General features: G+C 60.4%; 17 protein-coding genes. 11 read left to right on the forward strand and 6 right to left on the reverse strand.

Annotation, left to right across the window (positions count from 1 at the left end):
• Positions 1-180 precede the first annotated feature (180 nt).
• On the forward strand, positions 181-1284 hold the full coding sequence (locus GRX64_RS09850; RefSeq protein ID WP_166266674.1) for an enoyl-CoA hydratase/isomerase family protein: 1104 nt from the start codon (positions 181-183) through the stop codon (positions 1282-1284).
• An 81-nt stretch (positions 1285-1365) separates the two neighbouring features.
• Here the strand turns inward: GRX64_RS09850 and GRX64_RS09855 are convergent, their stop codons facing one another.
• The 3 genes from GRX64_RS09855 to GRX64_RS09865 form a co-directional block, all read right to left on the reverse strand.
• Complete coding sequence (locus GRX64_RS09855) at positions 1366-2055, reverse strand: ankyrin repeat domain-containing protein (RefSeq protein ID WP_166266676.1); 690 nt, start codon at positions 2053-2055, stop codon at positions 1366-1368.
• 124 nt (positions 2056-2179) lie between these two features.
• Positions 2180-4348 carry a tRNA(Met) cytidine acetyltransferase TmcA gene (locus GRX64_RS09860; RefSeq protein ID WP_166266678.1) on the reverse strand — a complete coding sequence of 723 codons (2169 nt, stop codon included), beginning with the start codon at positions 4346-4348 and terminating at the stop codon, positions 2180-2182.
• 5 nt (positions 4349-4353) lie between these two features.
• Entirely contained in the window at positions 4354-4737 is a 384-nt protein-coding gene (locus GRX64_RS09865; protein ID WP_248285346.1) for a DUF2237 family protein, read from the reverse strand.
• A 132-nt stretch (positions 4738-4869) separates the two neighbouring features.
• Between GRX64_RS09865 and GRX64_RS09870 the strand changes: the two genes are divergently transcribed.
• The 4 genes from GRX64_RS09870 to GRX64_RS09885 all read left to right on the forward strand — a co-directional run bounded on the left by GRX64_RS09870 (position 4870) and on the right by GRX64_RS09885 (position 10755).
• On the forward strand, positions 4870-7125 hold the full coding sequence (locus tag GRX64_RS09870) for an ATP-dependent helicase (protein ID WP_166266682.1): 2256 nt from the start codon (positions 4870-4872) through the stop codon (positions 7123-7125).
• A gap of 168 nt (positions 7126-7293) precedes the next feature.
• Positions 7294-8499: an OmpA family protein gene (locus GRX64_RS09875; protein ID WP_166266684.1), complete on the forward strand. Its 1206-nt coding sequence runs from the start codon at positions 7294-7296 to the stop codon at positions 8497-8499.
• A 104-nt stretch (positions 8500-8603) separates the two neighbouring features.
• Positions 8604-9086: an outer membrane protein assembly factor BamE domain-containing protein gene (gene bamE, locus GRX64_RS09880; protein WP_166266686.1), complete on the forward strand. Its 483-nt coding sequence runs from the start codon at positions 8604-8606 to the stop codon at positions 9084-9086.
• Positions 9087-9264: 178 nt separating this feature from the next.
• Entirely contained in the window at positions 9265-10755 is a 1491-nt protein-coding gene (locus GRX64_RS09885) for a flavin-containing monooxygenase (protein ID WP_166266688.1), read from the forward strand.
• A 69-nt stretch (positions 10756-10824) separates the two neighbouring features.
• Here GRX64_RS09885 and GRX64_RS09890 read toward each other — a convergent pair whose 3' ends face one another.
• On the reverse strand, positions 10825-12096 hold the full coding sequence (locus tag GRX64_RS09890; RefSeq protein ID WP_166267075.1) for a D-amino acid dehydrogenase: 1272 nt from the start codon (positions 12094-12096) through the stop codon (positions 10825-10827).
• A gap of 89 nt (positions 12097-12185) precedes the next feature.
• Positions 12186-13220: a DUF2235 domain-containing protein gene (locus GRX64_RS09895; protein WP_166266690.1), complete on the reverse strand. Its 1035-nt coding sequence runs from the start codon at positions 13218-13220 to the stop codon at positions 12186-12188.
• A gap of 350 nt (positions 13221-13570) precedes the next feature.
• Between GRX64_RS09895 and GRX64_RS09900 the strand changes: the two genes are divergently transcribed.
• From GRX64_RS09900 to GRX64_RS09925, 6 genes are all read left to right on the forward strand, one after another.
• A complete protein-coding gene (locus GRX64_RS09900) occupies positions 13571-14335 on the forward strand; it encodes an SDR family NAD(P)-dependent oxidoreductase (protein ID WP_166266692.1) in 765 nt (254 codons plus the stop codon).
• 13 nt (positions 14336-14348) lie between these two features.
• The gene (locus tag GRX64_RS09905) at positions 14349-15545 is read left to right on the forward strand and encodes an acyl-CoA dehydrogenase family protein (RefSeq protein WP_166266694.1); all 1197 of its coding nucleotides are present in this window, start codon (positions 14349-14351) and stop codon (positions 15543-15545) included.
• Between the two features lie 3 nt (positions 15546-15548).
• Entirely contained in the window at positions 15549-16571 is a 1023-nt protein-coding gene (locus tag GRX64_RS09910) for a phosphotransferase family protein (RefSeq protein WP_166266696.1), read from the forward strand.
• 2 nt (positions 16572-16573) lie between these two features.
• Positions 16574-16939, forward strand: coding sequence for a DUF6285 domain-containing protein (locus GRX64_RS09915; RefSeq protein WP_166266698.1), 366 nt, complete (start codon positions 16574-16576; stop codon positions 16937-16939).
• A gap of 32 nt (positions 16940-16971) precedes the next feature.
• On the forward strand, positions 16972-18594 hold the full coding sequence (locus GRX64_RS09920; RefSeq protein WP_166266700.1) for a long-chain-fatty-acid--CoA ligase: 1623 nt from the start codon (positions 16972-16974) through the stop codon (positions 18592-18594).
• A gap of 192 nt (positions 18595-18786) precedes the next feature.
• Positions 18787-19491, forward strand: coding sequence for a TetR/AcrR family transcriptional regulator (locus tag GRX64_RS09925; RefSeq protein ID WP_166266702.1), 705 nt, complete (start codon positions 18787-18789; stop codon positions 19489-19491).
• Positions 19492-19506: 15 nt separating this feature from the next.
• On the opposite strand, the gene GRX64_RS09930 is transcribed toward GRX64_RS09925, so the two are convergent.
• The gene (locus tag GRX64_RS09930) at positions 19507-20331 is read right to left on the reverse strand and encodes a polyphosphate kinase 2 family protein (protein ID WP_166266704.1); all 825 of its coding nucleotides are present in this window, start codon (positions 20329-20331) and stop codon (positions 19507-19509) included.
• Positions 20332-20447: the final 116 nt, after the last annotated feature.

Here is a 20447-nt window from a genome sequence, read left to right on the forward strand (position 1 = left end):
GATAACAAGCTGACTTATAGCACAGCCGATGGCATGCTCAAAAAAGTCAGATCAAACCGTTCTGTTAGCTACAATACGACCACTTACGATGTTTGTCCTGTTTCTCGCGTCATTCTTTGGTCTGACAATGAAGGTTACAGCGCATAGACTTTCGAAGCCCCCAAGGAGATATGCCAGATCATGCCGATACACTGTGAAGAACGCCTCTGTGTGGAAGGTCACATCGGCGTCCTGACGCTCGATGCCCCTGACACCCTGAACGCGTTGTCCAGTCAGATGATTGACGAAGCCCAAGCGGCGCTGGACCGTTGGGCAGAGGACAGCCGCATTTCACTGGTCATGATTCAGGGTCAGGGTGACAAGGCGTTTTGTGCCGGCGGTGACATTCAGGCGCTTTACTCAGTGCTCCAAAGCCCCGACGCAGCGGCAAATGCCTGCCATTATTTCAGCAATGAGTACCGTCTGAACTTCACCCTGCACCGTTTCCCGAAACCCGTTATTGGCTGGGCCAACGGGGTGGTCATGGGCGGTGGTCTGGGCTTGCTTGCCGCCTGCCGCTATCGTCTGGTAACACCCGATCTCATCATGGCAATGCCAGAAATCAGCATTGGCCTGTTTCCGGACGTCGGCGCCAGTTGGTTTCTGAATCGCCTGCCCGAGGGCCTGGGCCTGTTTATGGGGTTAACCGGTGCCCGCCTGAACGCCACAGACGCGCTGCGGGTGGGGCTCGCCGACATGGCAGTGTATCCCCACCACCGTGACTCCCTGCTCGACCAGATCCAGAGTCAGCGTTGGAGTGGTGAAGCCGCCACCGACGACAACCGCCTGTATCGGCTGCTCAACCAACTCGACTCGCCGCCCTACCCGTCGCTGCCGGAGAGTCAGTTGGCGCGGCACGAACAAACCATCGCCCGCCTCTGCCAGGACGGCGACTTACCGGACATCGTGGATCGCTTGCTGTCGGAACCGGCGACAAGTGACTGGTGGCATGCCTGCATCGAGACCTTGCGCGGGGGCTGCCCCACCTCTGCCTGGCTGGTACAGGCACAGTTGAAACACGCCCGCCAGCTTTCGCTCAAAGATATCTTCCGAATGGAGTTGGTAATGGCAACCCGGTGCGCCGAACGGCCCGACTTTGCCGAGGGGATTCGTGCCCGGTTGATTGACCGGGACCACGCACCCCAGTGGTCTTACTCAACCATCCGGGCGGTCCCGTCAGAGGTGGTGGAACAGCATTTTGTGCCGCCCTGGCATGAACAGGACGACCCACTCACCCTGGACTAACCGTCCGGCCGGGTGGATAGCAGAACCGAAGCCGCAGCGGACCGGGCACGACGCACCCACCCGACAAGTCGTCCATCGGACTCAGGCGCCGGCACCCGCCTGGATCAGCAGCATTTCCATATCCTGGTTGCCTCTGGCCCGCGCCAGGTCCAACGCTGTCAGGCCCTGGGCATCTTCAAAATCCACATCAGCGCCGGCGGCTAACAGCACTTCTGCCGTCAGCAGGTCGCCCCCATCGACGGTGTGCATCAGCAACGAACGTCCGTCCCGGCTGACATTCACATTGGCACCCGCTGCCAGCAAGACCTTAACCACCGACAGGTTGCCACTGAGGACCGCCAGAAACACCGGCGTGCTGCCATCGGCACTGGTGGCATTCACATCGGCGCCGGCGGAGAGCAGTAACTGCGCCAACCGCCGATGACCTTCCCGGGCTGCAATCATCAGCGGCGTCAGGCCCTGTTCGCCACTGAGGTCGGGGGCAGCCCCCTGGCTCAGCAAATACCAGGCAATGCGGTCGTACCCCGACAAGGCAGCCCGTGCCAGCGGCGTTCCCTGCTCGGTCACGGTGTTCAGGGCGGCTCCCCGCTCTGCCAGCGCCGTCACCGCATCAACATCACCTTGTACTACCGCCTGAAACAGTGGCGAATTGACTGCCTGTGCTTGCTGGCGATCCAGATTAGCGGGGGTGGGGGCGGTGGTACAACTTGCCAACAGCAATGCAACACAGGTAACAATCAGGGCGTGGGCGCCGAATCCTTGGGCCGTCATGACGGGGTCTCGGTTGATAAATGATGCTGCTAGTGTGGTCGGCCCGGGCGCTGAATTAAATCGAGCCGGTCACAACCTCCGCAAACATTCCGGGTGGAACCGCGTTTTTTCGACCACAGTGTGCTCACGTTGACGAAGCGTCACAGGCCGCCAACAATTCGGATGTCAGCGCCCGCAGTCGCCGCTCCCCCTGGCGTCGGCCCTCGCAGGCGCCCACCGTTTGCAGATCCTGCCAGGACCAGCCCTGAAGGACGGCGCGACACCACAAACTGGCGTGGTCGCTGATGGCAAGTCGTTGCGCCATTCCGGTCTGTCGGGTCAGCCGACGAAGCGGCAGCAACGACATTTCAAATCCCCGAAAGCCATCACAGAAACTCGCCAGCTCGCGGTGGTCGTCGTTGGACAGGTCCGGCACGTCAGGCAACTGTGCGGTCAATTGCAGCACCAATGCCGGGGCCAATGTCGGCCAGCAGGCTGGCAACAAGGTCTGCCAATGCTCCGACAAGCGCGCACGCAGCCGTTCAACCAGGCCTCGGCCGGCTTCCTCAAGCCCCGCCAGCAGCTGAACTGCGTATTCACCGCTACTGGCGTCCCGATGCAGGCCCAGCCGCACCACGGGCAACTGGCACCGCTGCCAGAACGCCAGCAAATCCGGGCTGGCGCCAAAGCTGGTGCCCAAACCCTCCAGCCCTTGCGCGGCGGCATACGCCCAGGCGCTGTCGACCAGCAATCGGCCGAGCCCACCGCGGCGTTCATGCTCAGCTACCGCCAGCCGCACAATACGCCCGACCCTGAGCGTGGCCGCCTCGGGAAAGCCACTGTGATTGGCCAATGACTGCGGCAACAGGTGCCCCCGCAGGCGGCGCTTACCCTGTGCCACCTGCTCCGCCAGCGCCGGCGCCAATCCGCCCTCCTCCGTCAGCCACAGCACCGCCACAATCCGGCCATCGCGCCGCGCCACCCAACTGACCGACGCCGGGTCGTCCAGCCATTGGCGCAAATCTCCTGGTGTGGTTCGGTAATGCGCATCCACCAATAACCCAAAGGCATCGCTCAAGTCCGGCTCGGCGGCCTGCGACGGCGCCCAGCGTTCGATAGCGATAGCGGCATCCACCGTTGCCGCCCGGTCCCTGGCGGCATCAGTGCCGGAGTCGGCGTCCAACAAATACAGACGGTTGACCAATGCTTCCAGCGGATCGGAGTCCGCCCAGCGAATTGGCTGCGCCAAGCGTAGGGACTGCCAGTGGGGTGTTTCCCGATTGAGCACTTGTCGAAACCGCAGATCAAAGCCCCGGCCCGAGCCCTCATACCCATGAATCGTGGAGGCAAACACCACCCTCGGCCAAGCCAACAAGATCGCTTTCAGTAGCGGCGCCGGAATGGCGGCGGCCTCATCCACCAGCACCACACCCGCATCCGGCCTGCGCCGCAACAATTCATCGGTGGGGTAAAATCGCAGCTGAGCCCGCTCACCGAGTTGTAACGTGTGACCGGATTCGGACAGGTTGCCGTCGTCGCCCGCCGCGATCCGGGCGTGGTGAAACAGGGTGCTTACCGCTTCAAACGACGGCGCAGTGACCAGAATTTGTTCCCGTCCGGCCCGCATCAGTGCGACAGCGGCCATGCCCAAGGCCGCCGATTTGCCGCGGCCCCGGTCGGCCGTAATCACCAGCGGCCGTCGACGACGGCCTTGGCCGGTGCGCAGGATCTGCGCCACCGCTCGGTTCTGGTCCGCTGTACCGCCGGACCGGAACGCGCGAGCGGTTAATGTCGCAGGCAGTGTGGGCAGGATCGGCAACACAGCGGTGTCCACCGCCACACGGACCACCGTCGGATCCGCCGCAATCACCGCCGCCATGCGTCCGGCAAACGGATGCTCCGCCGCCCGATCCAGCCCGGTGCGGGCGTAATCGGGATCCTTGAATGCACGCCACTGCGCCAACGCTGGCATCAGCCAAAACCACAGCCCGCCCGCGCCCAGTGTTCCGGAAAAGGCCGCCAGACTGCCCGGCGGATTGCCTTGCCAACCATCCCAGACCAACAGGTCGGTCTGCCGCCCCAACCACCGCTGCCCCTCGTCCGGTTTGACCGGTATCAAGTCCGGGTGGGGGCAATCAGCGGACGGCCCACTCCAGAGCCCCGTGCCGATTGTGAGGCCGGGTAGCCATTGCGCCAGCCGCGCCAGCGCCAATTCGCGGTCGCCCTCCAGCACGACCAGCCGCCGCTCACCGCTCTGATGCAGGGCCTGCTGCAAAGAACGCCAGGAGGGCGTGGACGGCGTTGATTCGGACAAGGCGATCAGCTCAAATCGATGGCGTGGCGTTTGAGGTCACTGAGCTGGCAGTGCTTCAGTGCCGCCCGGTGGGTAGCCCGCAGCTTCACTCTCGGCGCACTGTCCGCTTCACAGGCTTCATGCCAGCGAGCAGCGCAAAGACACCAGGCGTCGCCTTCTTTGAGGCCGGGAAATCCAAACTCCGGACGCGGGGTACTCAGATCGTTGCCCTTGGCCTTGGAATACGCCAGAAATCGGTCGGTCACCACCGCACACACCACATGGAGCCCCAGATCATCCGGGCCCGTATTGCAGCAGCCGTCGCGGTAAAAGCCGGTTTTGGGCTCAGAGCCGCAGGTTTCCAATATCTCACCCAGTACATTCACCGATTCAACCTTTACGGTTGCCATTGCCATTCTCCTGTCATCCCATTATTGGAGGTATCATCCCTGCGCACCCGCTTGCAGGCACCCAAGATAATAAAGATCACCCATTATGGGTGACGGGTTACCCAGACACCAAATGCCCATTACAATGGCGGCATGCCCACCGACCTCCCAGATTTTTTAACCGACGAACAACGCGCCATTATTACCGCCGGCTATGACCATGCGGTCATCACCGCCGTGGCCGGTAGCGGTAAAACCTCTACCCTGGCCTGGCGGATCCGGTTCCTGCTGGAGCAGGGTCATGACCCGGCCCGAATGCTGGTACTGATGTTCAATCGCAGTGCCCGCCAGGATTTCACCCGCAAGTTGAACGAAGTGGCCCGGGACAGCGGGTTAGCACTGCCGGAAATTCGCACCTACCACGCCATGGGTCTGCGCTTGTATCGCCGGTTTATCAAAGAAGGCTATCTGCCTGGATTTTCCGAAGCCATTCTGACCGATCAGGAAATCAACTTTCAGGCCTGGCAGCTCACGCGCCGACTGGCGCCGGAAGACTTGCAGGATGAAATCAAACGCAGTAAGAAAGACTTTGTGGAGACTGCCGTCCAGTTTATTGACCTGGTCAAAACTACACTGTCACCCGCCGAAATCGTGTTTGAAGACCAGGGCTACAATGACAAGCACCGCTACCTGATTGACCTGTTCCACAGCTTTGAGCAGTGGCGCAAATCCGACAGCCGCATCAGTTTTGCCGATATGCTGTACGAGCCGGTCATGGCCATTCACCAAAACCCGCCGCTCCAGCGCCTGGTGGAAAACAAAATGGATCTCATTCTGGTGGATGAGTACCAGGACACCAACGAGGTCCAGCACCTGTTGCTGCGTTACGTCGCCGGCGACCGTGCGCGAGTCACCGTTGTTGGCGACCCGGATCAGACCATCTACGAATTTCGGGGCGCCAAGCCCGAGTTTATCCTGAGCCGCTTCAGCAACGAGTTCGAAAGTCCCCTGGAACAGACGCTCAGCTACACCTTCCGTTACGGTCATCGCGTGGCACTGCTGGCCAACCACCTGATCAGCCACAACACCGGCCGCAAGGATGTGCTGTGCCATGCCCACCCGTCCACCCCGGCCACCGACGTGCATTTCCACGAACACATCAGCGACAGCGACGTGGTGATCAACCTGCTCAGCCAGCGGACACCGGACAGCCTCGGCGATACCGCCATCTTGTTTCGGGTCTGGTCCCAGAGCGTCCCGATCGAGCTGCGCTTGCTGGCCGAGCAATTGCCGTACCGCATCGATGCCGGCAAAGGCGCGCTGTTCAGCCGCGAGGTCGAGGCCATCACCGGCTTGCTCAGTGTGGTGTCCGGCACGCTGGAACAAACCCCCGAAGCTGATCGGCTCGCCATTGCCCGGCAATTACTGCGCTTTCCCCATGTCGGCCTGAAGGAACAGGAACTGAACCATCTGGCACAGTTTCTAGCCGGCTTCGGCCAGGGCTGGGGCGACCGCATACTGGCAATGGAGTTCGATGCCCTGACGCCCATGGCGGCGCGCAAACTGCGCAAACTCGGCCAGACCCTGCAGAGCCTAGACCGCTTTCAGGGTTCAGTCGCTCAGCTAATCCGTCAGTACGCCGAACAGACCGACCTGTTTGACGGCATTCGCAGCCTGGCGCTCACCCATGAAAGTGCCGATGAGCGCATTGACACAGTCCGCGGCTTTCAGCACTACCTTTCGGGGTTGAACGTCGGGGCGGCGGAGGCGTTGCAGCATCTGAGGGCGCTTAAAAATCGGGCCCAGACCCATCAGGCAGGGGGCGTATTGCTATCAACCATCCACCGCACCAAAGGTCTGGAGTGGCCCGTTGTTATTCTGCCGGGCCTGCAAGAGAAATACTTGCCCTACAGCCCCCGCCAGACCGATAACCTCAAGGCCTTTATCGAAAGTGAACGACGCCTGCTGTATGTGGCCATCACCCGCACCCGCCAGCAACTGCACCTGATCAGCCGCCCCGGGGGGACTCGGCCACCGATGGATGCCGATCAGGGCCCCAGCCGATTTGTCGCAGAACTGTGCATCCCGCTGTCCGATGCCCTTGGTCGCTACTTTGATGACAGCCAGCAGGACGATCACACCGCATTGGCGCTCGATCTGCCACTGACCCCGATCAGCGTGCGCTACGCAGCCCGTGAAGGCATTACGCTGACATCGGACCAACATCAGCCACCCGCCGCCAACCCGGATATGCCCCTATGGGCTCACGCTCGGGTCATTCACGCCATTTTCGGCGCGGGCACGGTGGTGAATGAAGATGAGAGTGCCTTTGAAGTAACCTTTGACGCAGGCCAAACGCTGAATTTCAGTAAAAAAAGTGCGCATCTTTACTTCAGCCCCGCGCCTTAGCCCGGTAAGGCGATGAAATATTGGTAAGTTAACCGGCGAATCGACCCAAGCGGTTGTTACCACGCATCCGTTGGCCTACATTCCACGTAACACGGAATTAGAAGAAAAACCCAACATTACAGACGTCGCAACATCCACACCCAAAGAAGACCGAACAGGAGGTTCTGCATGTCATTCATGCGTCCATTCGCCATTGCAGCCTTGAGTGCTGTGGTGGCAACCCCCGCTCTGGCGGAGCAAGAAGTTGCCCAAAAAATCTATATCAACCCATCCGTTGGTTTCCAGCTGTTTGATGATCAGCGGGATTTAAGTGAAACCGCCACCTTCAACATTGGGGGGGAGTATCGTTTTCTCCAACGCTGGGCCGTGGAAGCGGTATATTCTCGCGCCAATGCCGATCGCAAATACGTCGTGGGCGAGAGTGAATTCAAGGAATACCGGGTGGACGGTTTGTATTATTTCGCAGACCCTGGTGAAACTTGGAATCCGTACCTGGCAGCGGGTGCCGGTCACGCCGATTTCGGTGGCACCGCCACCTACGACACCGCCGGCACTGACCATAAGGAAACCCGTGTGAACGTCGGGGCAGGTGTGCGTTACAACATCACCGACTCCCTGTCACTGCGCGGTGACCTGCGCGAATTTCACGGCATCGACGAAAGCACCTTTGATACCGTCGCATCACTGGGGATCAGTTTTGGCTTTGGTCGGGCAGCAGCCGCGCCAATGCAGCAGGAACCCCAAGACAGTGATAAAGACGGCGTCAATGACACCAGAGACCAGTGTCCGGACACCCCGTTCACTGCGTCTGTCGACGCCAATGGCTGTGAGCTCGACTCGGACAACGACGGTGTGCCGAACACCACGGACCGTTGCCCGAACACGCCCACAGGCGCTCAGGTCGACGGCCAAGGCTGTGAACGGGACAGTGACAACGACGGGGTTGCCAACGACATCGACCAGTGCCCGGATACGACTGCGGGCGCAACGGTGGACAACGTAGGCTGCGAAGGCATCGTTGAAAATGTCCGCACCATCGAACTGTCGGTGAAGTTCCCGAACAACAGCTCGATCATCGGCGATACCTACGACGATGAAATTCGCCAGGTGGCAGATTTCATGAAGGCCAATCCAGGAACCACCGTTGAAATTGCCGGTCATACCGACAGCGCCGGGACTGCCAGCTACAATGAGTTTCTGTCGTTGCGCCGGGCCCAGTCCGTGGCCGCCCGTCTGGTCAATGCACTGGGCATTGATGACGGCCGGGTAACCGCCGTTGGCTATGGCGAATCCGAACCAGTCGCCAGCAACGACACCCCGGAAGGCCGCGCGCAGAACCGCCGTGTCGAAGCACGCGTACAGATTCAGCGTTGATTTGCCCATTCGGGTGAGTGTGAAGGCGCCTCCGGGCGCCTTTTTTATGGGCGGCCTACCAGCACGAGCAGCACCATTAACCAACCTGTCCGCCGGAGCCCCGCATGCGCATACACCACTGGATCTTATGGCTACTGCTGACCTTACTGCCGGTGTCGGTGCAGGGTATTTATCGGTGCGAGACACCCAGCGGTGTGGAATTTTCCGATCAGCCCTGTGGCGACAATGCCCAGCGCATTGAGCTCGACGACAACCGGATCGGTGGCCAGTTTGACAGCAACCTGCCAGCGCCGCGGCCCGCCCAACCACCCTCAACCTCCGGCCCTGAGGAAGCAGACAACGTGTCACAAGCGCCCTGCCGGTTCATCAGCTCCACCAACCTGAGGACCTACCTGGTTCGCAACCAGGTGGTGACAGGCATGACCAAAGCGCAGGTGCTCAAAGCCTTTGGCCGGCCCCCGGAAACCTACCCGGTGCCTCAGGAGACCTGGATTTACCAAACCGATTATTACGGCAAGCTCTATGAGTTGACCTATGTTTACTTTCGCAATGGCTGTGTGGAGAGCGTCCAGTACCGCAAACCCTGAATGCCTCCAAACGCCACTGAACCAAAGGCTATGCCTTCCTCCCACGACGGTCGTCATGTAGGCAGCCCCAATTGCCCGTTGCACGGCGTTGAGCCCTGGGTTGCAATGGGCTAAAGCAATTGCTTTACTTGGGCAAAACAATCAGAGCCTGCAACGGAGTGGCCAGCAAGGTGGAACTATGACCGGAACACATTTTGACATCCTTATTATCGGGGCCGGGCTGTCCGGCATTGGCGCCGGATACCACCTTCAGACGCACTGCCCCAACAAGCGCTTCGCGATTCTCGAAGGTCGGGGAGCCATGGGCGGGACTTGGGATTTGTTTCGCTACCCCGGCATTCGGTCCGATTCCGACATGTACACTCTGGGCTACTCCTTTCGACCCTGGCAGGGCGCAAAAGCCATAGCCGATGGCCCGTCGATTCTGGATTACATTCAAAGCACCGCTGCCGAGCACGACCTTGACCAGAGGATTCGCTACCATCACTGGGCGAAGCGGTACAGTTGGTCCAGCACCAGCGCCACCTGGACCGTCGACGCCGAGAACGCGATCACCGGTGAAACCGTCCGGTTCACCTGCAACTTTCTGTTGAACTGCAGCGGATACTATCGCTATGACACCGGCTATACACCCGAGTTCGAGGGGCTCGAACACTTCCGGGGCCGAGTGATTCACCCTCAGCACTGGCCGGAAAATCTGGACTACGCCGGCAAGCGTGTGGTGGTCATCGGCAGCGGTGCGACAGCCGTAACCCTGGTGCCCTCGATGGCGGCAACCGCCGCCCATGTCACTATGCTGCAACGCTCGCCCACTTACATCGTGGCCCTGCCCGACGTGGACCCGGTGGCCCGGGCCCTGAATCGTGTATTGCCGGCCAAGCTCGCATACCGGTTTACACGGTGGAAAAACGTATCCATGCAGGCCCTGTTTTTCCAGTTCTGCCGGCGCTTCCCGAGCTTGGCCCGCAAGCTGTTGCGAAAACAACTGGCGGCTCAACTCGGACCGGAGTTCGATATCGACACCCACTTCAACCCAAGCTACAACCCCTGGGACCAGCGCCTGTGCCTGGTACCTAACGGCGATCTTTTCCGCAGCCTGCGCCAGGGGTCTGCCTCTGTGGTGACCGACCATGTGGACAGTTTTACCGCAACCGGCATCAGGCTGACCTCCGGACGAACACTGGAGGCCGATATCATTGTCACCGCCACCGGTCTGAATCTGGTCGCGCTGGGTGGGACAGAGGTGTGTGTCGACGGCCAACCGGTCAATCTGCCCGACACCATGAGCTACAAAGGCATGATGTTGAGTGATGTACCAAATCTGGCGCTGGTGGTGGGGTACACCAATGCGTCCTGGACGCTGAAAGCCGACCTCACCGACGAATACGTCTGTCGGCTGATCAACTATATGGACCAGCAAGGTTACGACTACTGCACGGCCAAACCTGACCCCGCCGTAACCGAGGCGCCGTTTCTGGACCTCAATGCCGGCTACGTGCAGCGCGCCCTGGCCCATCTGCCCAAGCAGGGTGACCGGGCGCCCTGGCGGCTGTATCAGAATTACCTGCTGGATGTCCTGAGCCTGCGTTACGGTCGCATCAACGATCGCACTATGACCTTTTCACGGATCGCCGACGCGCCGGCTCAGGCGGGAAAAGTCGCGGGCTGACACGCTTCGTTCGTCCCCTGCCCGTTACCGAGTGCTTCCACGGTGCAATCGTTCAGTCACTTAAGCGTATCAGTCACTGAACCTTTGCGGCCGGAAGGCGTCCAGCGTCATCGCTGGGGCATCGCCATCAATCACCTGGGCGATCAGTTCCGCGCTGCCCGCCGACAAGGTCCAGCCAAAGGTGCCGTGGCCAGTGTTCAGGTATAGGTTTTCCCGGGGGCCACGACCGATTACCGGTGGGCCGTCAGGCGTCATGGGCCGGAACCCGGCCCAGGGTGTGGCCGAGGCCATGTCCGCGGCACCGGGGAAACGCGAGGCCACTGACCGCTTGATGGTGGCGAGGCGAGCGTCCGGAATGCGGCGGTCAAAACCGGCCAGTTCGACAAACCCTGTCGCCCGCAAACGGTCACCCAATCGAGTGGACACCACTTTGAAGTTATCATCGTGCACCGTCGACACCGGCGCTTTCGTGGCATCGATCAACGGCGCCGTCAGGGAGTAGCCCTTGACCGGATAAGTTGGCAACCGCAAGCCGATATCGGCCAGCAGGGCCGGTGACTCGCAACCGGCGCTGACCACGAAAGCATCCGCTTCGATCCGCTGCAGACCGTCCGCATCCGAAAACACATCAACCGCGGCAAGCCGCTGATGATCGCCGACAAAACGCTCCACCCGCCGGCCAAATAAAAGCTCAACCCCTCTGCTTCGGCAGGCCGTCGCCAGGGTTTGCGAGAACAGGTGACAGTCACCGGTACCATCGGTTTCATAGTGCAGTGCGCCATAAAGCGGCCCACTGCCGGTCATGCCCGGTTCAACCGCCCGCACCTGCTCAGGACTCAATAGCCGGTGGGCAATGCCCAGTTCCTTCAGTACCACGGCCGTTGCCTGGTAGTCAGCCACCGCCGCCGGGGTGCTGGCCAATTGCAGCAGACCGCCATGGTCACCATCAAACGCCAGGGTCAGGTCGTCTTCCAATGCCGCAAAACAGGCCCGACTGTAAATCCCCAGACGCAGCATGGCCCGACGATTCAAGCCATACACCCCCGGTGCATAGGCGAACCGCAAGGTCGCCAGCATAAAACGCACAGCGGCCAGCGAGGGCGGCATGCGCATTTTTAGTGGCCCGTCTTTCTGCAGCAGCCAGGGCAAAGCTTTCTTCACCATCGCCGCCGACGCCCACGGGTACACCACACCATAGGAGCGCTGACCGGCGTTGCCTTTACTGGTTTCGAGGCCGGCGCCTTCATGGCGCTCCACCACCGTCACCTGGTGCCCGCGTTTCTGCAATGCATACGCCGTGGTAACGCCCACAACCCCCGCACCTACGACCACAATCCGCATACAGGTTTCTCCCGACAAATCTTCATCACAGTTGTTCCGGCCCCATCCGTCAAGATTGGCTCCGTGGGTAGCTCGCACTACCCAATCACTCAATCCACGATGTCCAGCCTGGACCAATCCCCGCTCACCGAATCCAGCCGCTGCCGCAGTGCCTTACTTTTAGTGCGATAGCCATGGGCATCGTTGTCCCAACGTAACCGGACCGAGCGATGAATGGGGCCCTGAATCGATCGCACGGACTCTGGCCGGGCCAGGTAAATGCCTTTGCGTTCATTGTGGCCTCGGTCGGTTTCCGGCGAAGCTTGCAGGCGGGCCTTGACGGTGTTGAGCATGTGCGACTCAAACACCAGACCGGCCGCACTGGCTTCCCGAATCATCCAGTCCAACGCCACTGTGCTCAGGCCATTGTGACGGTAACCACCGCCCACGTCCGAGTGGACGCCGGCAAACCAGACCTGCTTCAGGTCGAGGCCGGGTTTCAGATCCCACAGGGTCGGCTCGAAATCTTTCCGGTTCTCGTCAATCGAGACCGCGTGGCGGGCATGCTGCACGATTTTGCTGGGCTCGGTGTCGTGGAACAGAAACTCCCGCTCCCCCAGCGTGCCCCAGAACGGTACCGGAATACCCAGTGCACCGACGGTGTCCCAGACGCCGACAAATTCAATGGGTGTGATATTGGCAACCGCGAACTGGCTGCGGAACAGTATTGGCATCTGCTCATCGGGGCTGCTGGCCCGGGTGCGTTTTCGGTACAGCTGAAAAGCCTCCGGAATGCGCTCCGCGTGTTCTCGCTTGATCAACCCGCAGTTTCGGATGAAGCCCGCCAGCGAGCGCACGGTGTAGGAGCCGCGGCTGAAACCGAAGAAAAACAAAGGGTCCCCGGCTTCGTAGTTGTGCACCAGAAAGCGGTAGCAATCCATAATGTTTTTATCGATCCCGGCGCCACTGATGCCCCCGGCGATTCGTTTGCGGTCGGTGCCCACCCCCCAATCGTAGAACGCTACCTGCTCCGTGCCATCCGGGGCTTGGGGGCGAACCGCCCGCGCCATATGGATCACGTTGGTGGGGTGACTGTTTTCGGGGTCGTTCCAGGTACCGTCACTGAAAATGGCAATGCGCTTCATGGCGTCAAACTCCGTTTGAACCGTCCATATCAGCCCCGACAGCGGACTTGAGGGCCTGCGACCACCCACCTGCGCTGGATAGTTGTGTGTCCGATCTCTACAAACTAACACAGCTCTTTGGCGCCCGACAGCCATGCCCAGGTACGCATCACCCGGCCGTCAAATAGCGCAAAAACCGCCGACCACTGGCGGCTTTGTTGGCAGGACAAGACCGACCGCTGCCGAAAAGGCGCGGGAAGCGGCCGCATGGGCCGGTTGGGAGTTCTGGTTATCAACAGCCCGTTTTCTAGCTCAATTTACTATTTGCATATTTCGAGCGCTCGCTTTATTTTTGAGGCATGAGCTTTCCAATGACACATCAATCAATGACGGGAAAAACCGCTTTGGTCACCGGCGCATCCGGCGGCTTGGGCGCGCACTTTGCGCACTGCCTGGCAGAGGCCGGCGCTCAGGTGATCGTGGCGGGGCGCCGTATCGAACCGCTGGAACATGTCGCACGTGCCATCCGTGACCACGGTGGTGATGCCCTGCCGGTGGCCCTGGACGTCACCGACTCGGCCAGTGTGTTGCGTGCCTTCGACACCATTGAGTCCGAGGGGTGGCTGGCAGACGTTGTGGTGTGTAACGCCGGCGTCACCACCACAGACAAGTCTCTGGACCTGGCAGAGCAGGATTGGGACCGGGTTCTGGACACCAATTTGAAAGGCTGTTGGCTGGTCAGCAACGAAGCCGCCAAACGCCTGATCAACGCCGGCCGCCCCGGCAGCATCATCAACATCACGTCGATTCTTGGCCACCGGGTAGCCAGCAACGTGGCGCCTTACACGGCTTCCAAGGCGGCCCTTGAACAACTGACCCGGGCGCTGGCCCTGGAGTGGGCGCGACACGGCATTCGGGTCAATGCGTTGGCGCCGGGCTACATCGAAACCGATCTGAACCGTGATTTTTTCGCCACCGAACCCGGCAAGGCCTTGATCAAACGTATTCCCCAGCGCCGTCTGGGACAACCGGATGATTTAACCGGCCCCCTGTTGCTGCTGGCGTCTGACCTGTCGGCCTACATGACCGGCAGCACGCTGGTCGCAGACGGCGGCCACCTTCAATCAACCCTGTAAGGATCCCGAAGCCATGGATTTTGCCCTCGACCCCAAGACGGACGCGCTCCGCCTGCAAATCCAACAGTTCGTCAATCAGGAACTGATCCCGCTGGAGCAAGACCCGACGTCTTACGACGAACACGAAAACATCGCCTCTGAGTTGCTCAAAACCATGCAGGCGAAGGCAAAACAACAGGGACTGTGGGCCTTGCAGATGCCGAAAGCCATTGGCGGCCAGGGGCTCAATGTGGTGGGCATGGCGGCCTGCTACGAAGAGATGAACCGCTCCATTTTTGGCCCCGTGGTGTTCAACAGTGCCGCCCCGGACGACGGCAACATGATGGTGCTTCATAAAGTCGGTACCGAGCAGCAAAAACAGCGTTGGCTGCAACCCATCGTCGATGGTGCCGTGCGCTCGTCGTTTGCCATGACCGAACCGGCGCCCGGCTGTGGCTCTGACCCGTCCATGACGCAGACGACCGCAACCCGCGATGGCGACAACTGGGTCATTCATGGTCACAAGCATTACATCACCGGTGCCGGCGCAGCCAGCCACTTTATTCTGCTGGCCAAAACCTCCGACGACGCCCGCAAGGGACTGACCGCCTTCATGTTCCACAAGGACGATCCGGGCTGGGAGATTGTCCGGCGCATTCCAATCATGGGCCCGGAAGAACATGGCGGCCACTGCGAACTCAAATTCAACGGTCTGGTGATCCCCGATGAAAACCGCCTGATGAACGTCGGCGATGGCCTCAAAGTGACCCAGATCCGACTGGGCACTGCGCGCCTGACCCACTGCATGCGTTGGCTGGGGCTGGCCAAACGGTCGATGGAAATTGCCACCGACTACGTTGCCAAGCGCGAGTCGTTCGGCGTTCGGCTGGCAGACCGGGAGGGGGTGCAATGGCTGCTCGGCGAAGCCGCCATGGACATCCAGGTAGGCCGGCTGCTGACCATGCACGCGGCCTGGAAACTGGATCAGGGCAGTTTCGCCAAAAAAGAAGTATCCATGGCCAAGGTCGCGGTTGCCGATACCCTCCACAAAGCCGTCGACACCGGCATCCAGCTTTGCGGAGCCCGGGGCTATTCCAAGGACACTCCGCTGGAATGGATCTACCGTTATGCCCGTCAGGCCCGGCTGGTGGATGGGGCCTCGGAAGTGCACAAGATGGTGTTCTCCAAAAACTTGCTGAACGAAGGCGCGGACTTCTGGTCCTGGGGCTGAACCATGGCAGCGGACAAACTGGCACAGACACTGGCCGATTACATTGCCGAAAGGGCCGGCGCCCAAACCGCCAAGGTGACCGACTTTCGCCGCCTGTCCGGAGGCGCTATCCAAGACAATTTCGCGTTGTCCGTGGTGCTGGAAGGCGGCGATCACCCCGGCCCGCAGGATTACGTGGTGCGCAGCGACGCGCCGTCGGGCGTCTCGGCCAGCCTGTCTCGCCCCCAGGAATTCCGCATACTCCAGGTCGCCCATACGGCGGGCGTCACCGTTCCGGAGCCGTTCTGGCTGTGCGAGGACACCGGCGTAATTGGCCAGCAGTTCTATGTGATGAGCCGGGCCGGGGGCACTGCCTCGCCACAACGGCTGGTCAAGGCCGAACTGACCGATCAGCAACGCCGTGGCCTTACCCGCCAGCTCGGCCGCGAGTTGGGCCGGCTGCACAGTATCCGGCCACCGCACCCGGACTTGGATTTTCTGACCGTGCCTACCACGCCGGCGTCCGCCTCGCGCATTGATCTGTACCGCCATTATCTGGCCGCCATTCCGGAGCCACACCCGGTGCTGGAATGGGCTTTGAACTGGCTCCAGGACCACCCGCCGGCCGCCACGGAGCCGGTGCTCTGTCACTGCGATTTTCGGACCGGCAATTTCATGGCCAAAGACGGTGCATTAACCGCCATCCTGGACTGGGAGTTCGCAACCTGGAGCGATCCCGCCGAAGACCTGGGCTGGCTGTGCTCTCGCAGTTGGCGCTTTGGCGCGCCGGACCGGGAGGTGGGCGGCATTGGCGACAAGGACGACCTCTTTGCCGGCTATGCGGATATCAGTGGCCAGCGACCGGACCCGGCCCGGGTCAGCTACTGGGAAGTCATGGCGCTGGTACGCTGGGCAGTGATTGCCCTGCAGCAGGCCCAGCGTCACCTGACTGGCGATCAGCCCTCTTTGGAACTGGCCCTGACCGGTCGCATGCTGCCGCAGATGGAATTCGACCTGCTTCAACAAATCAGGCAACTGGGATTTTAACCATGACCACACCTCGACCAAATGCCGCCGAATTGCTCACCATTGCGCGCCAGGAACTGCTCGACACGGTGCTGCCGGAAGTCGATGAGTCGTTGAAGTATCAGATCCTGATGATTGCCAACGCCATGAAAATCGCCAACCGGGAATTGACCGACGACCACTCAACTGACCACGAAGCCCAGAGTGCGCTGGATCAGTTTTACCAAACGCACGCGCCGCAGCGCGCCGAAGCTGCCTGCGAGCAGCAACTGGCGGACGATCTCCGCCAGCGTCGGTTTGATGATGACGACAGCGTCCATCGGCTCTTACTGACATTGACCGAACACAAATTGAACCTCAGCAACCCTAAATACCTGGGCAAGCGTTAAACCAGGCCACGAACGACGTCTGGAGTCATGCGATGACCGACAAATACAACGACGGGCTCGACAAACGAGCAGCCAACTATTCGGCCCTGACACCACTGGATTTTCTGCAGCGCTCCGCCACCGTGTTTCCACAAAAAATGGCCGTCATCGACGATGACACGATGCTGACCTATCAGACCCTGTTCGAGCGCTGTTGCCGTATGGCATCGGCCCTGACATCACTCGGAGTGGGCACCGGCGACACGGTGTCGGTGCTCTGCCCCAACAGCCATGAAGTGCTGGAGTCCCACTATGCCGTGCCCATGTGCGGCGCCGTACTCAATACGCTCAACTACCGCCTCGACGCCGCCAGCCTGCGCTTTATTCTCGACCACGGCGAAGCGCGGGTGCTGTTTTATGACACCGAGTACGAGAAACTGGTGCGGGCCACCGTCTCGGAAATGGACGTAACCCCCATACTGGTCAGCATCGAACGCCTGGCTGGCGCCTCGGACCAATTCGCCGACCACAGCTATGAGCAACTGCTGGCCCGGGGTGAGCAAACGACGCAGTGGCAACGACCGGCCGATGAGTGGGACGCCATTTCACTGAATTACACCTCTGGCACCACAGGCAACCCGAAAGGCGTGGTGTACCACCATCGCGGTGCCTATCTGGCTGCCATGAGCGACGCCATGGCGTTCAATATGAACGCCGACACGGTGTACCTCTGGACGCTGCCCATGTTTCATTGCAATGGCTGGGCCTACACCTGGGCCATTACCGCCATTGGCGGCACGCATGTCTGTCTGCGCGCCATCGACTCCCAGGTCATCTACCAACGTATTGAAGATTACAGCGTGACCCACATGTGCGGGGCACCCATCGTGATGAACATGCTGCTCAATGAACTGGGCGAGCGCGGACAAACACTCAGTCATCCGGTCCAGTTTGCCCTCGGCGGTGCCGCTCCTCCCAGCTCGGTTATCCGCAAAGCCCAGGCCATCGGCTTTGACATCACCCATCTGTATGGCCTGACCGAAACCTACGGCCCCGCTACCCTGTGTGTTCCAAAACCCGAGTGGTCGGACCTGCCGGTGGAAGAATTGGCCGTCAAAATGGCGCGTCAGGGTGTGGCCACTCTGACCGTCAACGACGTTCGGGTATACAACGGTCACCGTGGCGAAGCCGTGCCCGCCGATGGCGAGACCCTGGGTGAGATTCAACTCCGCGGCAACACCTTGATGAAGGGTTACCTGAAAAACCCCGTCACCACCGACGCCGCCTTCAAGGACGGCTGGTTCAGCACCGGCGACCTGGCCGTGATGCACCCGGACAATTACATCGAGATCAAGGACCGCTCCAAGGACATCATTATTTCCGGGGGCGAAAATATTTCCAGCCTGGAAGTGGAGGAGGTGCTTTACCAGCACGCAGCGATTTCCGAAGCCGCGGTCATCGCCATTCCCGATGACAAGTGGGGCGAAGTGCCCGCGGCGTTTGTCCACCTGAACCAGGATGACGGGTCGGTGACCGAGGCTGCCATCATTGATTTCTGTAAAGACCGGTTGGCGAAGTTCAAGGTGCCCAAACGAGTCACGATTGGGGAGCTGCCCAAAACCGCCACGGGTAAAATTCGCAAGAACGTGCTGCGGGATCAGTTCAGAACAGAATGAAAAAACCGAAGACTCCCGCCCGACACAATCCGCGGCTGCGTTTGAACACCCGTCCATCACCAACGGCGTGGACGTTGTTCAACGTCGCCTCCAGACGGCGGCCTGAGCCCGGCCGACGATTAGGCCATCTTGGCGAGGCACCCTATCATCAGGTGCCCTATGAGCGCTGAATCTGCGAGCCCGGAACAAACCATGGCACGAGCACACAGAAAGATTGGCAGTTACGAAGCCTTCCGGGAAGATCTGAGCCTGTCCAAGGACGAAACCTGTCGCGAGCTGTATCGACAGAACACCGCGATGATCCGTATCAAAAAAGAAAACGTTGCGGTGAAAAACCTGGTGCGAATCATCGACTCGACCTTGAAGCTCGCCAATTCCAAGGGTTTCTCGGCGATGACCCTGAGGGATCTGTGCGCTGACTCAGGACTGAGCATGGGAGGCCTGTACGCCTACATCAAGAACAAGGACGACCTGATACACCTGATCCAGGGCCATGGTTTTATCATGACCCGGCGTACGCTTCTGACCTACATCGAACTGGAAACCGAAGCCCCCAAACGCCTCTTTGCCGCCATTCGCGCCCACTTGTACTTAAGTGAGCTGATGCGGGCCTGGTTCTACTTCTCCTTCATGGAAGCCAAAAGCCTGCCCCCCAGGGAAAAGAAAGACGCAGTTGCGATTGAGCGTGAAATCGACGACATTTTTCACGACATACTGGACCGGGGCGTCAGCGAACAGGTGTTTCGCGCGGTGGATACACGAACCCTGTCGGCCATGATTAAGGCGCTCCTGCAGGACTGGTACCTTAAGCGCCGCAAATACCGGGACAACGACATCAGTGTTGAACATTACGCCGCAACGGTCGGCGATCTGCTGGACCGATACCTCACGCATTAGTGCTGGCCATGGCGGTTATGTGTCAGCCTGCAGCAGGTCACGGTATGCCTGCAATAGGGATTCGTCTTCCCGGGGATAGTTCGGCGCCAGCCGCTGCAGACGTTCCGCCAGAATCGTCGCAACAATGGCCCGGGCGATGGGCTTGCGGTCACCCGGTATGATCAACCACGGCGCTTCGGGCGTGTGGGTAGCGGCGATCGCCTCTTCGGCCGCGGCCCGGTAGTTTTCCCGTTGTTGCCAACCGATGACGTCGGCCGCATCAAACTTCCAGCGTTTGCGTGGCGTGTCCAGGCGCGTGAGCAATCGGCGCTTGTGCTCGGCCGGGGACAGTTGCAGCCAGCATTTCACGACACTGGTGCCTTCCTGAACCAAATGCTGCTCAAACGCCCTGATGGCCTGGTATCGGGCCGGCCAGTCATACTGGTCCGGCGCACGCATCGGCCACAGACGTTCCGCCATCACTGCTTCGTGATGACTGCGGTTGAACGCCGCCACTTCACCGAAAGCAGGTAGGCAGGGCATCACCCGCCAGAGGAAATCGTGCCGTACTTCCGCTCCCTGAGGCCGCCCAAACGACCAGGCATGAAAACCCGCCGGGTCCATATAGGTGGCCAGGGTCCGAATCAGACTGTCTTTGCCACTGGCATCCATGCCATGCACGATCAGCAGCAGGGCTTTTTCCCGATTGGCCCACAGCCGGCGCTGGTATTCACCAATGGTTTCAAGGCTGGCTTCCAGCAACCCCGCCAACCCATCGTCCCGGCAATCGGAGGCATAGTCCGACAACGAGCGCCGTCGTGGCTGATACAGAAACGGGTGTTCCATTGAATGCACTGTCATCACATGCTCCCGGCGAGGCGACCCACACTTTCCAGATGGCAAAACGTTGGGGTATGCCTATAGAAAAGGTAGACTACCTGCATTCATTCACTGCGGTTTGATGCTTCATATTGGCA

It is taken from the genome of Marinobacter caseinilyticus, assembly GCF_011074955.1.
Classification (GTDB): Bacteria; Pseudomonadota; Gammaproteobacteria; order Pseudomonadales; family Oleiphilaceae; genus Marinobacter; species Marinobacter caseinilyticus.

What these genes read in the sequence shown, in the direction of transcription:
- GRX64_RS09865 (WP_248285346.1), bottom strand. Translation starts at nt 4,737, where the DNA reads ATGGCAACCGTAAAGGTTGAATCGGTGAATGTACTGGGTGAGATATTG.
- GRX64_RS09875 (WP_166266684.1), top strand. Translation starts at nt 7,294, where the DNA reads ATGTCATTCATGCGTCCATTCGCCATTGCAGCCTTGAGTGCTGTGGTG.
- GRX64_RS09920 (WP_166266700.1), top strand. Translation starts at nt 16,972, where the DNA reads ATGACCGACAAATACAACGACGGGCTCGACAAACGAGCAGCCAACTAT.
- GRX64_RS09850 (WP_166266674.1), top strand. Translation starts at nt 181, where the DNA reads ATGCCGATACACTGTGAAGAACGCCTCTGTGTGGAAGGTCACATCGGC.
- GRX64_RS09870 (WP_166266682.1), top strand. Translation starts at nt 4,870, where the DNA reads ATGCCCACCGACCTCCCAGATTTTTTAACCGACGAACAACGCGCCATT.
- GRX64_RS09885 (WP_166266688.1), top strand. Translation starts at nt 9,265, where the DNA reads ATGACCGGAACACATTTTGACATCCTTATTATCGGGGCCGGGCTGTCC.
- GRX64_RS09895 (WP_166266690.1), bottom strand. Translation starts at nt 13,220, where the DNA reads ATGAAGCGCATTGCCATTTTCAGTGACGGTACCTGGAACGACCCCGAA.
- GRX64_RS09900 (WP_166266692.1), top strand. Translation starts at nt 13,571, where the DNA reads ATGACACATCAATCAATGACGGGAAAAACCGCTTTGGTCACCGGCGCA.
- GRX64_RS09905 (WP_166266694.1), top strand. Translation starts at nt 14,349, where the DNA reads ATGGATTTTGCCCTCGACCCCAAGACGGACGCGCTCCGCCTGCAAATC.
- GRX64_RS09855 (WP_166266676.1), bottom strand. Translation starts at nt 2,055, where the DNA reads ATGACGGCCCAAGGATTCGGCGCCCACGCCCTGATTGTTACCTGTGTT.
- GRX64_RS09910 (WP_166266696.1), top strand. Translation starts at nt 15,549, where the DNA reads ATGGCAGCGGACAAACTGGCACAGACACTGGCCGATTACATTGCCGAA.
- GRX64_RS09890 (WP_166267075.1), bottom strand. Translation starts at nt 12,096, where the DNA reads ATGCGGATTGTGGTCGTAGGTGCGGGGGTTGTGGGCGTTACCACGGCG.
- GRX64_RS09925 (WP_166266702.1), top strand. Translation starts at nt 18,787, where the DNA reads ATGGCACGAGCACACAGAAAGATTGGCAGTTACGAAGCCTTCCGGGAA.
- bamE (WP_166266686.1), top strand. Translation starts at nt 8,604, where the DNA reads ATGCGCATACACCACTGGATCTTATGGCTACTGCTGACCTTACTGCCG.
- GRX64_RS09915 (WP_166266698.1), top strand. Translation starts at nt 16,574, where the DNA reads ATGACCACACCTCGACCAAATGCCGCCGAATTGCTCACCATTGCGCGC.
- GRX64_RS09930 (WP_166266704.1), bottom strand. Translation starts at nt 20,331, where the DNA reads ATGACAGTGCATTCAATGGAACACCCGTTTCTGTATCAGCCACGACGG.